Annotated in this window: 9 protein-coding genes; 3 read left to right on the top strand and 6 right to left on the bottom strand. The window is 72.0% G+C overall.

Features of this window, described 5'->3' with window-relative positions:
• Window positions 1–62 precede the first annotated feature (62 nt).
• The gene (dnaG, locus tag DRV96_RS03360; RefSeq protein WP_119287721.1) at window positions 63–1,886 is read right to left on the bottom strand and encodes a DNA primase; all 1,824 of its coding nucleotides are present in this window, start codon (window positions 1,884–1,886) and stop codon (window positions 63–65) included.
• Between the two features lie 145 nt (window positions 1,887–2,031).
• A complete protein-coding gene (locus DRV96_RS03355) occupies window positions 2,032–2,346 on the bottom strand; it encodes an H-NS histone family protein (protein WP_119287719.1) in 315 nt (104 codons plus the stop codon).
• A 460-nt stretch (window positions 2,347–2,806) separates the two neighbouring features.
• Between DRV96_RS03355 and DRV96_RS03350 the strand changes: the two genes are divergently transcribed.
• Window positions 2,807–3,871 (top strand): Fe(3+) ABC transporter substrate-binding protein, encoded by a 1,065-nt coding sequence (locus DRV96_RS03350; RefSeq protein ID WP_119287717.1) that lies wholly within the window; start codon window positions 2,807–2,809, stop codon window positions 3,869–3,871.
• Between the two features lie 48 nt (window positions 3,872–3,919).
• On the opposite strand, the gene DRV96_RS03345 is transcribed toward DRV96_RS03350, so the two are convergent.
• Both DRV96_RS03345 and argA read right to left on the bottom strand, forming a co-directional pair.
• A complete protein-coding gene (locus tag DRV96_RS03345; protein ID WP_119287715.1) occupies window positions 3,920–4,192 on the bottom strand; it encodes an oxidative damage protection protein in 273 nt (90 codons plus the stop codon).
• Window positions 4,193–4,206: 14 nt separating this feature from the next.
• A complete protein-coding gene (gene argA / locus DRV96_RS03340; RefSeq protein ID WP_119287713.1) occupies window positions 4,207–5,547 on the bottom strand; it encodes an amino-acid N-acetyltransferase in 1,341 nt (446 codons plus the stop codon).
• Window positions 5,548–5,615: 68 nt separating this feature from the next.
• Here argA and hrpA point away from each other — a divergent pair, with 68 nt between their 5' ends.
• A complete protein-coding gene (gene hrpA / locus DRV96_RS03335; RefSeq protein WP_119287711.1) occupies window positions 5,616–9,575 on the top strand; it encodes an ATP-dependent RNA helicase HrpA in 3,960 nt (1,319 codons plus the stop codon).
• A 97-nt stretch (window positions 9,576–9,672) separates the two neighbouring features.
• Here hrpA and DRV96_RS03330 read toward each other — a convergent pair whose 3' ends face one another.
• Window positions 9,673–10,557 carry an MBL fold metallo-hydrolase gene (locus tag DRV96_RS03330; RefSeq protein ID WP_119287709.1) on the bottom strand — a complete coding sequence of 295 codons (885 nt, stop codon included), beginning with the start codon at window positions 10,555–10,557 and terminating at the stop codon, window positions 9,673–9,675.
• Between the two features lie 230 nt (window positions 10,558–10,787).
• On the bottom strand, window positions 10,788–11,696 hold the full coding sequence (locus tag DRV96_RS03325; protein ID WP_119287707.1) for a fructosamine kinase family protein: 909 nt from the start codon (window positions 11,694–11,696) through the stop codon (window positions 10,788–10,790).
• Window positions 11,697–11,792: 96 nt separating this feature from the next.
• Between DRV96_RS03325 and DRV96_RS03320 the strand changes: the two genes are divergently transcribed.
• Window positions 11,793–13,157 (top strand): TrpB-like pyridoxal phosphate-dependent enzyme, encoded by a 1,365-nt coding sequence (locus DRV96_RS03320; RefSeq protein ID WP_119287704.1) that lies wholly within the window; start codon window positions 11,793–11,795, stop codon window positions 13,155–13,157.
• Window positions 13,158–13,197: the final 40 nt, after the last annotated feature.

Raw genomic sequence — 13,197 nt, 5'->3', positions numbered from 1 at the left:
CCCACGGCGGGCGCGCGGCCATTGTGGCGGCGCCACCAGTGCCCGAGCGCCGGGGCAGGGGATCAGGCCGGCTGCCCGGCGAGGCGCTTCTTGACCTGCGCCATGCGCGCGAGCAGGTCGCGGTAGCGCGGCATCAGCTGCGGGTCGCGCTGCGCATCGAGCACGGCAGCGTCGAGCTGGGCCTTGAGCTGGCGCTCGAGCAGGTGGTCGACGGCGCGCTGCAGGTCGTCGGGCTGCGCGTCGGCGGCGTCGACGTCGTCGAGCCAGGCCGCGGTGTCGACGCCGGCGTCGGCGAGCGCCGCGTCGTCGGCCAGCGCCCGGCGCAGCACGGCCCACGGGCGCGCGCCGTGCTCGGCCAGCTCGCGTTCGAGCCAGGCCACCAGCGGGCCGTGCGGCGGCGGCAGCGCGTGCAGCAGCTCGTGCGCCTCGGCGCTGAGCCGGTCCCACCAGTCGGCGTGCGCGAGCAGCAGCTGCAGCGCGCGGTCCTCGGGCCGGCGCGGCGGCTGGCGCGTCAGCACGCCGCCGCGGCGCGGCGCGGCCCGCGCCAGCCGCGCGTCGACGATGCGCGTGGCGGGGGTTGGCGATGCGCCGGCGCGCCACAGGCTCGCCAGCTCATCGACACCGAGTCCACCCAGACGTGCCAGTTCGCCGAGCAGCTGGCGGCGCAGCGCGCCGTCGGGCAGCTGCGACCACATCGGCTGCGCCTGCGCGAGCATGCGCGCGCGGCCCTCTGCGGTCGCGAGGTCGCAGTCGGCCTGCGCGACGTCGACGAGCAGGCGCGACAGCGGCGTGGCCTGCGCCATCAGGCGCTCGAACGCCTCGCGGCCGTGCGCGCGCACGTAGCTGTCGGGGTCGTGCTCGGGCGGCAGGAAGAGGAAGCGGAAGCTGCGCGTGTCGCTCGCGTGCGGCAGCGCGGCCTCCAGCGCGCGCACCGCGGCGCGGCGACCGGCGGCGTCGCCGTCGAAGCTGAAGACGACGCGGTCGGTGAAGCGCAGCAGCTTGGCCACGTGCTCGGGCGTGCACGCGGTGCCCAGCGTGGCCACCGCGTTCGGCAGCCCGAGCTGCGCGAGCGCGACGACGTCCATGTAGCCCTCGACGACGAGCGCGACGCCGCGCTCGCGCAGCGCGGTGCGCGCCTCGTACAGTCCGTACAGCTCGCGACCCTTGTGGAACAGCGGCGTCTCGGGCGAGTTGAGGTACTTGGGCTCGCCGCGGTCGATCACGCGCGCGCCGAAGCCGATCACGTCGCCCTTGACGCTGCGGATCGGGAACATGATGCGGTCGCGGAAGCGGTCGTAGCGCTTCGTTTCGCCGCCGTCGTCGTGCACGACGACGAGGCCAGCCTCGGCCAGCAGCGGGTCGTCGTACCGCGGGAACACGCTGGCCAGCCCGCGCCAGCTGTCGGGCGCGTAGCCGAGCGCGAAGGCGCGCGCGATCTCGCCGGTCAGGCCGCGGCGCTTGAGGTACTCGATCGCGCGCGGGCTGGCCTTGAGCTGCTGGCGGTAGTGGTCGGCGGCGGTCTTGAGCACACTGGCGAGCGTGGCGTCGTGCTCGCGGCGGCGCTGCGCCTGTTCGCGCTGCTGCGGGCTCGCGTCGTCCTGCGGCACCTGCAGCCCGACCTGCTGCGCGAGCTCGTGCACCGCCTCGACGAAACCCAGGCCGAGGTGCTCGGTCAGGAAGCGGATCGCGTCGCCGCTCGCGCCGCAGCCGAAGCAGTGATAAAACTGTTTCGTCGGGCTGACGGTGAAGCTCGGCGACTTCTCGGCGTGGAACGGGCACAGCCCGACGAGGTTGGCGCCCGTCTTGCGCAGCTGCACGTGGCGGCCGATGACGTCGACGATGTCGACGCGTGCGAGCAGTTCCTGGACGAACCCGGCGGGGATCATGCAGCCAGTCTAGCGGGCGGGGTCGTCGCTCACGGCGCGCCGGCCGCGGGCTGCCACAACGGCGAAGGCCGCCCGCGGGCGGCCTTCGTTCGCATGGCGGCGCCGGCTGTGGCCGCGGCGCCGCGGGCGGTCGCTTCGCGTGCGGTCAGACGGCGAAATCCGACAGCTGACGGCCGGCGGCCAGCTCGGCGCGCAGCCACTTCGGCTGCAGGCCGCGGCCGCTCCAGGTGGCGCCGGTGGCGGGGTTGCGGTACTTGACCGGCGCCTTGCGGCTGGCCGCGGTCTTCGCGGCTTTCGGCGCGGCGGGCGCACGCGCCGACAGGTCGGCCAGCGTCAATCCGTATTCGGCCATCAGCGCCTTCACTTTCGCGATCGCTTCGGCGCGCTCGGCGCGCTGGGTTTCGATGATCTGTTTTTCGATTTCCGCCTTCTGGGCCAGCAATTCCTGCAGGGTGGGCATCCTGGAATCTCCGTCGATTTGATGCATGGCAATCGTAGCGCAGAACGCGCGACGTGGTGACTCGGGGATGGCCGAAGCGGGCGGATTTGCCGGGGCGTTTTCCGCGGGGTTTCACCGCGGGGGTGGTGCACTCGCTGAGGAATGCCGCATGCGGGCAGGGTTGACCTGTGACATCCCTCCGCGAAACTCGCGCGCTCGGGGCGACAGGGTTTCAGATGTGGGGTTCACCCAAGGTCCAGCGGGTTTTGGCGAGGAATCGACCTGCCCGAATTGGTCGCGTGCGCCGGGCGCGGTGCACGCAGCGGTCGGGGCTTGGCGGCGGCGATCGTGCGGCGCCCATCCGCGCCGCCGATCCGTCGGCCGCCCGCACCCACATGCCGGACTCGGGATTGGTTGCAAATGCAAACCGTTTGCGTTTACATTGAGCTTCCGACACAAAACCCACCCGGAGCCCTTCCCGATGCCACACGTTTCGTCTCGGCGTCTGCGCCGCACCCTCGCCACGCTCGCGCTGACCGCCGCCAGCGTCGCCGCCACGGTGCCTGCGCTGGCGCAGCAGCAGGTGCTGAACCTGTATTCGGCGCGCCACTACCAGACCGACGAGCGGCTGTACGCCGATTTCACGAAGGCTACCGGCATCCGCATCAACCGCGTCGATGCCGACGACGCCGGCATCCTCGCGCGGCTGAAGGCCGAGGGCAGCGCGAGCCCGGCCGACGTGATCCTGCTCGTCGACGCCGCGCGGCTGTGGCGCGCCGAGCAGGATGGCCTGTTCCAGCCGGTGCGCTCGGCGGTGCTCGAACAGCGCATCCCCGCGCAGTTCCGCGGCGCCGACACCGGCCAGGGGTCGCAGTGGTTCGGCTTCTCGACCCGGGCGCGCGTGCTCGTCTACGACCCGACGCGCGTGAAGCCCACCGACATCGACAGCTACGAAAAGCTCGCAGCGCCGGCGATGAAGGGGCTGATCTGCAGCCGCTCGGGCTCGCACCCGTACAACCTGAGCCTGTTCGCGTCGGTGATCGAGCACCTCGGTGCCGACCAGGCCGAGGCCTGGCTGAAGGGCGTCGTGGCCAATCTCGCGCGCGACCCGAAGGGCGGCGACACCGACCAGATTCGCGCGGTGGCCGCCGGCGAATGCGGCGTCGCGATCACCAACACCTATTACTACGCCCGGCTGATGCGCTCGACGAATCCGGCCGACAAGGCCGTCGTCGACCGCACGCGCGTGATGTTCCCGAACCAGTCGAGCTGGGGCACGCACGTCAATATCTCGGGCGGCGCGGTGGCGCGCCACGCGAAGAACCGCGACGCGGCGGTCAAGTTCCTCGAATACCTCGCCAGCGACAGTGCGCAGCGTTACCTTGCCGACGGCAACAACGAATATCCGACGGTGCCGGGGGTGCAGACCGAGAATCCGGCGCTCGCCGCGTTCGGCCGATTCAAGGCGGAAACGGTGCCGATCGCCAAAGTCGGCGCCAACACGGCGCAAGTCCAGATGATGCTGGACCGCGTCGGCTTCAAATGACGACGGCGGCACGCCGCCGTCGGGCGGCGTGCGTCACAGCGCGTGCCGTCAGTTCGACGGCGGCACGTAGCCGGCCGGCTTGTCGGCGCCGGCGCCGAAGAAGAACTGCTCCATCTGCCGCGCCAGGTACTGGCGCGCGCGCGCGTCGGCGAGGTTCAGGCGGTTCTCGTTGACGAGCATCGTCTGGTGGCGCTTCCACATCTCGAACGCCTCTTTGCTGACGTTGTCGTAGATGCGCTTGCCGAGCTCGCCGGGGTAGGGCGGGAAGTCCAGCCCCTCGGCTTCCTTCTTCAGGTAGACGCACTGCACCATGCGGGCCATCGGAATCTCCTTGCTCAGACCAGTTTCTTGACCAGCACCTGCGAACGCCGGTCCCAGTTGTACTTGCGCTTGCGCGCTTCGGGCAGCCAGTCCGGGTCGACCGGGTGGAAGCCGCGCTTGAGGAACCAGTGCATCGTGCGCGTCGTCAGCACGAAGATGCTCTCGAGCCCGATTGCACGCGCGCGCTGCTCGATGCGCTTGAGCATGCGCTCGCCGTCGCCCTGGCCCTGCGAATCGGGCGCGACGGTCAGCGCGGCCATCTCGCCGGTCTTGGCCTCGGGGTAGGGGTACAGCGCCGCGCAGCCGAAGATGATGCCGTCGTGCTCGATGACGGTGTAGTTGGCGATGTCGCGCTCGATCTCGTGCCGCTCGCGGCGCACCAGCGTGCCGTCGCGCTCGAACGGCTCGATCAGCTGCAGGATGCCGCCGACGTCGTCGGGGGTCGCTTCGCGCAGGCTCTCGAGCTTCTCGTCGACGACCATCGTGCCGATGCCGTCGTGCGTGAACACCTCCTGCAGGATCGCGCCGTCGACGGCGAACGGCAGGATGTGCGATCGTTCGACGCCGCCCTCGCACGCGGCGACGCAGTGGCGCAGGTAGAACGCGGCATCGGTCGGCTTGCCCGGAGGCGGCAGGCTCGCGAGCAGCCGCTTCGCGTCGGCGAGCGCCATCTCGGTGTCGATGTCGCTGTCGGGGTCGTCGAGCCGCTCGCGGATGCCGGGCAGCTCGGTCAGGAACAGCAGCTTGTCGGCCTTCAGCGCGATCGCCGTCTTCGTCGCGACGTCTTCCATCGTCAGGTTGAACGCCTCGCCGGTGGGCGAGAAGCCGAAGGGGCTGAGCAGCACGAGCGCGCCGATGTCGATCGCGCGGCGGATCGCCGCACCGTCGACACGGCGCACGACGCCGCTGTGCATGAAGTCGACGCCGTCGACGATGCCCACCGGGCGCGCGATCAGGAAGTTGCCCGAGACGACACGCACGGTGGCGTTGGCCATCGGCGTGTTCGGCAGCCCCTGCGAGAACGCGGCCTCGATCTCGAAGCGCAACTGCCCGGCGGCCTCCTGCGCGGCGTCGAGCGCCACCGCATCGGTCACCCGCAGGCCGTGCACGAAGCGCGATTCGTGCCCCTTGGCCCGCAGCTGCTCGTCGACCTGCGGCCGAAAGCCGTGCACGAGCACGAGCTTGATGCCGATCGCGTGCAGGATCGCGAGGTCCTGCACGACGTTGTTGAGCTTGCCGGCGGCGATGCCCTCGCCGGTCAGACCGACGACGAAGGTCTTGCCGCGGTAGGCGTGGATGTACGGCGCGACGGCGCGAAACCACGGCACGAAGGTGTGCGGAAAGACCAGGCTCATGACGGCGCGCATTGTGCCGCAGCCCCCTGCGACGCACGGCTTCATGTCCCCGGATAATCCGCGCCCCGATGCCGCCGCCGCGCGCGAACCCCGTCCCGCCGATCACGTACCCCGAAGCGCTGCCGGTCTCGGCACGGCGCGACGAGATCGCGCGCGCTTTGCGCGAGCAGCCGGTGGTCATCGTCTGCGGCGAGACGGGTTCGGGCAAGACGACGCAGCTGCCGAAGATCGCGCTCGAGCTCGGCCGCGGCCTCGGCGCGGGTGGGAGCGGGCTGATCGGGCACACGCAGCCGCGGCGTATCGCCGCCTCGAGCGTGGCCAAGCGCATCGCCGAGGAACTGCGCACACCGCTCGGCGAAGTCGTCGGCTACAAGGTGCGCTTCCACGACCGCCTGCAGCCGGGTGCGAGCGTCAAGCTGATGACCGACGGCATCCTGCTCGCCGAGACGCAGGGCGACCCGCTGCTCAAGGCCTACGACACGATCATCGTCGACGAGGCGCACGAGCGCAGCCTGAACATCGACTTCCTGCTCGGCCACCTGCTGCACATCCTGCCGCGCCGCCCCGACCTGAAGGTGATCGTGACCTCGGCGACGATCGACGCCGAGCGCTTCGCGAACCACTTCGCGAGTGCCCGCGGCCCGGCGCCGGTGGTGCAGGTCAGCGGCCGGCTGTACCCGGTCGAGCAGCGCTGGCGGCCCTTCGACGACAGGAAGGATTACAGCCTCGACGATGCGATCGCCGACGCCGTCGACGAGCTGTGGCGCGAGGGCCCGGGCGACATCCTCGTGTTCCTGCCCGGCGAGCGCGAGATCCGCGACGCGGCGGACCACCTGCGCAGGCACCTGGCCAGCCAGCACCGCGGCGGGCCGCCCGCGGAGATCCTGCCGCTGTTCGCGCGGCTGTCGCAGGCCGAGCAGGACCGCGTGTTCACGCCCGGCAACGGCCGGCGCATCGTGCTCGCGACCAACGTCGCCGAGACGTCGCTCACGGTGCCCGGGATTCGCTACGTGATCGATTCGGGCCTGGCGCGCGTCAAGCGCTACAGCTACCGCCACAAGGTCGAGCAGCTGCAGGTCGAGCCGATCAGCCAGGCCGCGGCGAACCAGCGCGCCGGGCGCTGCGGGCGCGTGGCCCACGGCATCTGCATCCGGCTGTACGACGAGGCGTCGTTCGCCGCGCGGCCGCGCTTCACCGACCCCGAGATCCTGCGCTCGTCGCTGGCCGGTGTGATCCTGCGGATGAAGTCGCTCGGCCTCGGCGCCGTCGAGGACTTCCCGTTCCTCGAGCGCCCGCCGGGCAAGGCGATCGCCGACGGCTACGCGCTGCTCGCCGAGCTCGGCGCGGTCGACGATGCCAACGAACTGACGGCGACCGGCCGCGAGCTCGCGCGGCTGCCGCTGGACCCCCGCGTGGGCCGCATGATCCTCGAGGCGCGGCAGCGCCAGGCGCTGAGCGAGGTGCTCGTGATCGCCAGCGCGCTCAGCGGCCAGGACGTGCGCGACCGCCCGCTCGAGCAGCAGCAGGCCGCCGACGAGAAGCACAAGGCGTTCGACGACGAGAAGTCGGAGTTCATGGGCACGCTGAAGCTGTGGCAGTGGATCGAGGCCGGGCGCGGCGTACATGGCCACGCTGGCGAGAAGACCGACACCCACAAGCTCAGCCACCGCCAGCAGGAGCAGCGCCTGCGCGAGCACTTCGTCAGCCCGCGGCGCGTGCGCGAGTGGCGCGACATCCACGCCCAGCTGCACACCGTCGTCGCCGAGCACGGCTGGCGGCTGAACACGGCGCCGGCCACCTACGAGCAGATCCACTGCTCGCTGCTCGCCGGGCTGCTCGGCAACGTGGGTGTGAGGGCCGACGCCGGGCCGCCCCAAGTCGGCCCGCCCCCTCGGGGGGTGGGGGGCCGTCAGGGTCGCGACGACGACGAGCACTACCTCGGCGCGCGCGGCATCAAGTTCTGGCGCCACCCCGGCGTGCACCTGTCGAAGAAGCCGGGACGCTGGATCGTCGCCGCCGAGCTGGTCGAGACGACGCGGCTGTACGCGCGCGGCATCGCAACGATCGAGCCGAAGTGGATCGAGGCGCTGGCCGGCCACCTGCTGAAGAAGCAGCTGCTCGAGCCGCACTGGGAGAAGAAGGCCGGCGAGGTGGTCGCGCTCGAGCGCGCGACGCTGTACGGCCTCGTGCTCTACAACGACCGCCGCGTCAGCTACGCGAAGCTCGACCCGGCCGGGGCGCGCGAGATCTTCATCCGCGAGGCGCTCGTCGCCGGCCTGACCGAAGACACCTGGGACACGAAGCTGCCGTTCTTCGCGCACAACCGCAAGCTGATCCGCCAGGTGCAGGAGCTCGAGCACAAGTCGCGCCGGCAGGACGTGCTCGTCGACGACGAACTCATCTACGCCTTCTACGACGCGCAGATCCCGGCCGAGGTCACCGGCGGTGCGGCGCTCGAGAAGTGGTACCGCGACGAGGTCAGGCGCCGCCCGGACCTGCTGCAGCTCACGCGCGACGAGCTGATGCGCCACGAGGCCGCCGGCGTCACGACGGCGGCGTTCCCGAAGGTCGTGCGCCTGGGCGGCGTCGACTGCGCGGCGAGCTACCTGCACGCGCCCGGCGACGCGAAGGACGGCCTGACGGTGACGGTGCCGATCTATGCGCTGAACCAGGTCAGCGACGAGCGCTGCGAGTGGCTCGTGCCCGGGATGCTGAAGGATAAGGTCGTCGCGCTGCTGAAGACGCTGCCGGGCCGGCCGCGCTCGCGGCTGCTGCCGCTGCCCGAGTTCGCGCAGGCCTTCGTCGACGCGACGCCGTTCGGCGACGGTTCGCTCGTCGAGCGGTTGCTGGCCGCCGTGCGCGAGCGCACGCAGCTGCCGGTGCAGCGCGCCGACTTCAAGCTCGAGCAGCTGAGCCCGCACCTGCTGATGAACCTGCGCGTCGTCGACGAGCACGGCCGCCAGCTCGGCATGGGCCGGCACCTGCCGACGCTGAAGGCCGAGCTCGGGGGCCAGGCGAGGAGCGCGTTCCAGGCGCTCGCGGCGCTGAAGCTCGGCGCCGCCGCGTCGCCGCCGGCCGCGTCCGCCGCGGCAGCCGCGGCAGCCGCGGCGGCCACGACCGCGGCGTCGCGGGGCGTCGCGGCCACCGTCGAGCGCCGCGCACCGCCGGCCGAGGCCCCGGCCATGACCTACACCGCGTGGACCTTCGGCGAGCTGCCCGAGCTGATGGAGATCCGCAAGGGCGCTCAGACGCTGGTCGGCTTCCCGGCGCTCGTCGACAAAGGTACGCACGTCGAGATCGAGGTCTTCGACGAGCCCGAGGTCGCCGCGGCGAAGCACCGCGTCGGGCTGCGCCGCCTCGTCGCGCTGCAGATCCGCGAGCCGCTGAGGTACCTCGAGAAGCACATCCCCGACCTGCAGGCGATGGCGGCGCAGTACATGGGCCTGGGCACGCTCGAGGAGCTGCGCGCGCAGATCGTCGACGTCGCGCTCGACCGCGCGTTCCTCGCCGAGCCGCTGCCCACCGACGCGCGCAGCTTCAAGGCGCGCATCGACGAAGGCCGCGCGCGGCTGAACCTGATCGCGCACGAAGTCGCGCGGCAGGCCGGTGCGATCCTCGCCGCGTACGCGGCCGCGAGCCGCAAGCTCAAGGACAGCCGCGCACCGAAGGAGGTGGCCGACGACATCGCCGCGCAGCTGCAGCGGCTGGTGCCCAAGCGCTTCCTCGTCGAGACGCCGTGGGCGCAGCTGCAGCACCTGCCGCGCTACCTGAAGGCGATCGTCCTGCGGCTCGACAAGTGGCGCGCCGACCCGGCACGCGACGCGCAGCGGCTCGCCGAGCTGCGCCCGCTCGAACAGCGCTGGCTCAAGCGCGTCGCCGAGCTGAAGGGCCGGCGCGACGCGCGGCTCGACGAGTTCCGCTGGCTGCTCGAGGAGCTGCGCGTGAGCCTGTTCGCGCAGGAGCTGCGCACGCCGCAGCCGGTGAGCGTCAAGCGGCTCGAGAAGGCGTGGGCGCAGCTGCAGGGCTGAGCCGCAGGCCGGGCGCCGCCGACCGTCAGCGCGAGGTCGCACGCCGCGACGTCCACGGCCGCCATGCGTGCAGCGCGGTGACGACGGCGCGCCCGTCTCAAAGCACGTCGAGCGGGATCTTCAGGTAGCGCACGCCGTTGTCCTCCGCCGGCGGCAAGTGGCCGGCGCGCATGTTGACCTGCACCGACGGCAGGATCAGCGTGGGCATCTTCAGCGTCGCGTCGCGCGCGCGGCGCATCGCGACGAAGTCGGCTTCGGCGACGCCGTCGTGCACGTGCACGTTGCCCGCGCGCTGCTCGGCCACCGTCGTCACCGGCTGCGGCGCGTGGCCTTCGCGCGGGTAGTCGTGGCACAGGTACAGCCGCGTCTGCGGCGGCAGCGCGAGCACCCTGCGGATCGAGCGGTACAGCGTCGCGGCGTCGCCGCCGGGGAAGTCGCAGCGCGCGGTGCCGTAGTCGGGCCTGAACAGCGTGTCGCCGACGAAGGCCACCGTCTCGTCGCCGTCGCGCACGACGTAGGTCATGCACGCCGGCGTGTGGCCCGGCGTGTGCAGCGCGGTGGCCTGCAGGCTGCCGATCGCGAACGCGTCGCCGTCGTCGAAAAGACGGTCGAACTGCGAGCCGTCGCGCGCGAACTCGGCACCGGCGTTGAACAGCTTGCCGAAGGTCTGCTGCACCGTCGTGATGTGGCGGCCGATCGCCAGCTGGCCGCCGAGCGCGCGCTGCAGCACCGGGGTGGCCGACAGGTGGTCGGCGTGCACGTGTGTCTCGAGCAGCCACTGGACGCTCGCGCCGAGCCCGCGCACGCGCGCGATCAGGCGCTCGGCGCTGGCGGTCGAGGTGCGGCCCGATGCGGGGTCGTAGTCGAGCACGCTGTCGACGATCGCGCACTGCATCGTCGCGCGGTCGAGCACGATGTGGCTGAAGGTCGACGTGGCGTCGTCGAACAGCGATTCGACGTGCAGGCGGGCTACAGTCGTCATGGCGGTCGAAGGTCTGGCGGGTCAGGCAGGGCGACGGCGGCCGCGCACGTCGCCGCGACGTCCGCCACCGTGCGCCGTCGGGCTGGACGACGCCGGATCATGCCGTACCGAGGCTGGTATGCGCATGACGGGGGCCCATGTCCACCCGCGGCGCCCGTCCATTCCGCAGCGGGCGCGGCCGTCGTGCGGCCGGCCTGGTGGGCGGCAGCGCCAGGCCGATCGCTTGCGGCTCACGGCCACCCACGCACGCAGGCCCGCGCCACGCCGAGCGCCTGCTGCCGATACGCACCGCCGAACAGCACGACGTGGTTCAGCAGGTGGTACAGCTGGTACAGCGCACGCCGGCGTGCGTAGCCGGCGTGGACGCCGATGGCCTCGCGGTACGCGGCCCAGAAGCCGGGCGGCGGGCTGCCGAACAGTTCCATCATCGCGAGCTCGGCCTCGGCGTCGGACCACGACACGGCAGGGTCGAAGATCACCGGCGTGCCGTCGGCGAGCATGCCCCAGTTGCCGCTCCACAGGTCGCCGTGGATCAGGCTCGGCCGCGGCACGTGGCCGTCGGCGAAGAAGGCCGGCAGCGCCGCGATCACGTCGTCGACCGCGCCGATCAGTGTGCCGTAGCGGCGCGCGTCGAGCCTCTCGCGCATCGCGCCGAGGCGTTCGCGCGCGAAAAAGCCGATCCAGTCGTCGATGCCGTCACCGGCCGTCGGGCGGTTGCGCTGCGGCGTCGCGCCGATCACGTTGTCGCTCGGCCAGCCGTAGCGCGGCGGGTGCACCGGCTGCGCGTGCAGCGCCGCCAGCGCACGGCCGAAGCGCGCACCGAACCCGGCGTCGGGGGCACGCAGGTCGAGCCACTCGAGCGCGAGCAGCGTCGCGTCGCCGGCGTCGGCGTCGGCGAGGGCGGCCACCGCCGGGACGCGGACCGTGCGCGTCGCAGCGAGCGAGCGCAGCCCGTCGGCCTCGGCGTGCAGCGGCGCGGCCGCCTCGGCGGGCATCGACTTGACGAACAGCCGCACGTCGCCGCGCTGCGCCTGCCACGTCGCGCAGAAGCCGCTCGCGCCCAGCGGGCGCAGCGTCCAGCCGCCGCCGAGTTCGCGCGCGAGGGCGGCCGCCAGGGCCGGGGCAGGGTCGCGGGCCATCGGGCGATTGTCGGGGTGCCGGCCCCGGGTCAGCCCGCTGTCGTGCAGCGCCGGCAGCGGCGACACTGCGGCGGTTCCACCAGCGAGGAGACGCGCATGCAGACCAAGTTCCTGCTCGAAGAGCACCAGATGCCGAAGTACTGGTACAACATCCAGGCCGACCTGCCCAAGCCGCTGCCGCCGGTGCTGCACCCGGGCACCCTCAAGCCGATCGGCCCCGACGACCTCGCGCCGCTGTTCCCGATGGCGCTGATCGCGCAGGAGGTGTCGACCGAGCGCGAGATCGAGATTCCCGAGCCGGTGCGCGACGTGTTCCGCCTGTGGCGCCCGAGCCCGCTGTACCGCGCGCACCGCCTCGAGAAGGCGCTCGGCACGCCGGCGCGCATCTTCTACAAGTACGAGGGCGTCAGCCCCGCGGGCAGCCACAAGCCCAACACCGCGGTGCCGCAGGCGTTCTACAACCAGCAAGCCGGCGTCAAGAAGCTCACCACCGAGACCGGTGCCGGACAGTGGGGCACGTCGCTGGCGTTCGCTGGCAGCGTCTTCGGGCTCGAGGTGCTCGTGTTCCAGGTACGCGTGAGCTACGACCAGAAGCCGTACCGCCGCGCCGTGATGCAGACCTACGGCGCGCGCTGCCTGCCGTCGCCGTCGACCGAGACCGCCTACGGCCGCGCCGTGCTCGCCAAGCAGCCCGACCACCCGGGCAGCCTCGGCATCGCGATCAGCGAGGCGGTGGAGGTGGCCGCGCAGCGCGACGACACCAAGTACGCGCTCGGCTCGGTGCTCAACCACGTGCTGATGCACCAGACCGTCATCGGCCTGGAGGCGATGGAGCAGATGCGCATGGCCGACGCGTGGCCCGACGTGATCGTCGGCGCCACCGGCGGCGGCAGCAACTTCGCCGGCATCGCGTTCCCGTTCATCGGCCACGGGCTGAGGGGCGGCGCCAAGCCGCGCATCGTCGCCGTCGAGCCCGCGGCGTGCCCGTCGCTCACGCGCGGCAAGTACGCGTACGACTTCGGCGACACCGGCCACATGACGCCGCTGACCAAGATGCACACGCTCGGCAGCACGTTCACGCCGCCGCCGTTCCACGCCGGCGGGCTGCGCTACCACGGCATGGCGCCGCTGGTGTCGCACCTCAAGGAGCTCGGCCTGCTCGAGGCCACCGCGTACACGCAGACCGAGTGCTTCGCCGCGGGCGTCGCATTCGCGCGCGCCGAGGGCATCGTGCCCGCGCCGGAGGCGAACCACGCCGTCAAGGGCGCGATCGAGGAGGCGCTGCGCTGCAAGCGCGAAGGCAAGGCCGAGACGATTTTGTTCAACCTCTGCGGTCACGGCCACTTCGACATGGCGGCGTACGACAAGTACTTCGCCGGCCAGCTGAAGGACGAGGCCTACGACGAGAAGGAACTCGCGATGGCGCTCGCCGGGCTGCCGAGCGTGCCCGAGCCCGCCTGAGCCGGGCTGAGCTGGGCTTGGCGATGCGCGGCGGGCCGCG

It is taken from the genome of Azohydromonas sediminis (assembly GCF_003574675.1).
Taxonomy (GTDB): Bacteria; Pseudomonadota; Gammaproteobacteria; order Burkholderiales; family Burkholderiaceae_C; genus Calidifontimicrobium; species Calidifontimicrobium sediminis.
This window is presented reverse-complemented; position numbering and strand designations above follow the sequence as displayed.

What these genes read in the sequence shown, in the direction of transcription:
- hrpA (WP_119287711.1), top strand. Translation starts at nt 5,616, where the DNA reads ATGCCGCCGCCGCGCGCGAACCCCGTCCCGCCGATCACGTACCCCGAA.
- dnaG (WP_119287721.1), bottom strand. Translation starts at nt 1,886, where the DNA reads ATGATCCCCGCCGGGTTCGTCCAGGAACTGCTCGCACGCGTCGACATC.
- DRV96_RS03320 (WP_119287704.1), top strand. Translation starts at nt 11,793, where the DNA reads ATGCAGACCAAGTTCCTGCTCGAAGAGCACCAGATGCCGAAGTACTGG.
- DRV96_RS03330 (WP_119287709.1), bottom strand. Translation starts at nt 10,557, where the DNA reads ATGACGACTGTAGCCCGCCTGCACGTCGAATCGCTGTTCGACGACGCC.
- DRV96_RS03325 (WP_119287707.1), bottom strand. Translation starts at nt 11,696, where the DNA reads ATGGCCCGCGACCCTGCCCCGGCCCTGGCGGCCGCCCTCGCGCGCGAA.
- DRV96_RS03345 (WP_119287715.1), bottom strand. Translation starts at nt 4,192, where the DNA reads ATGGCCCGCATGGTGCAGTGCGTCTACCTGAAGAAGGAAGCCGAGGGG.
- DRV96_RS03355 (WP_119287719.1), bottom strand. Translation starts at nt 2,346, where the DNA reads ATGCCCACCCTGCAGGAATTGCTGGCCCAGAAGGCGGAAATCGAAAAA.
- argA (WP_119287713.1), bottom strand. Translation starts at nt 5,547, where the DNA reads ATGAGCCTGGTCTTTCCGCACACCTTCGTGCCGTGGTTTCGCGCCGTC.
- DRV96_RS03350 (WP_119287717.1), top strand. Translation starts at nt 2,807, where the DNA reads ATGCCACACGTTTCGTCTCGGCGTCTGCGCCGCACCCTCGCCACGCTC.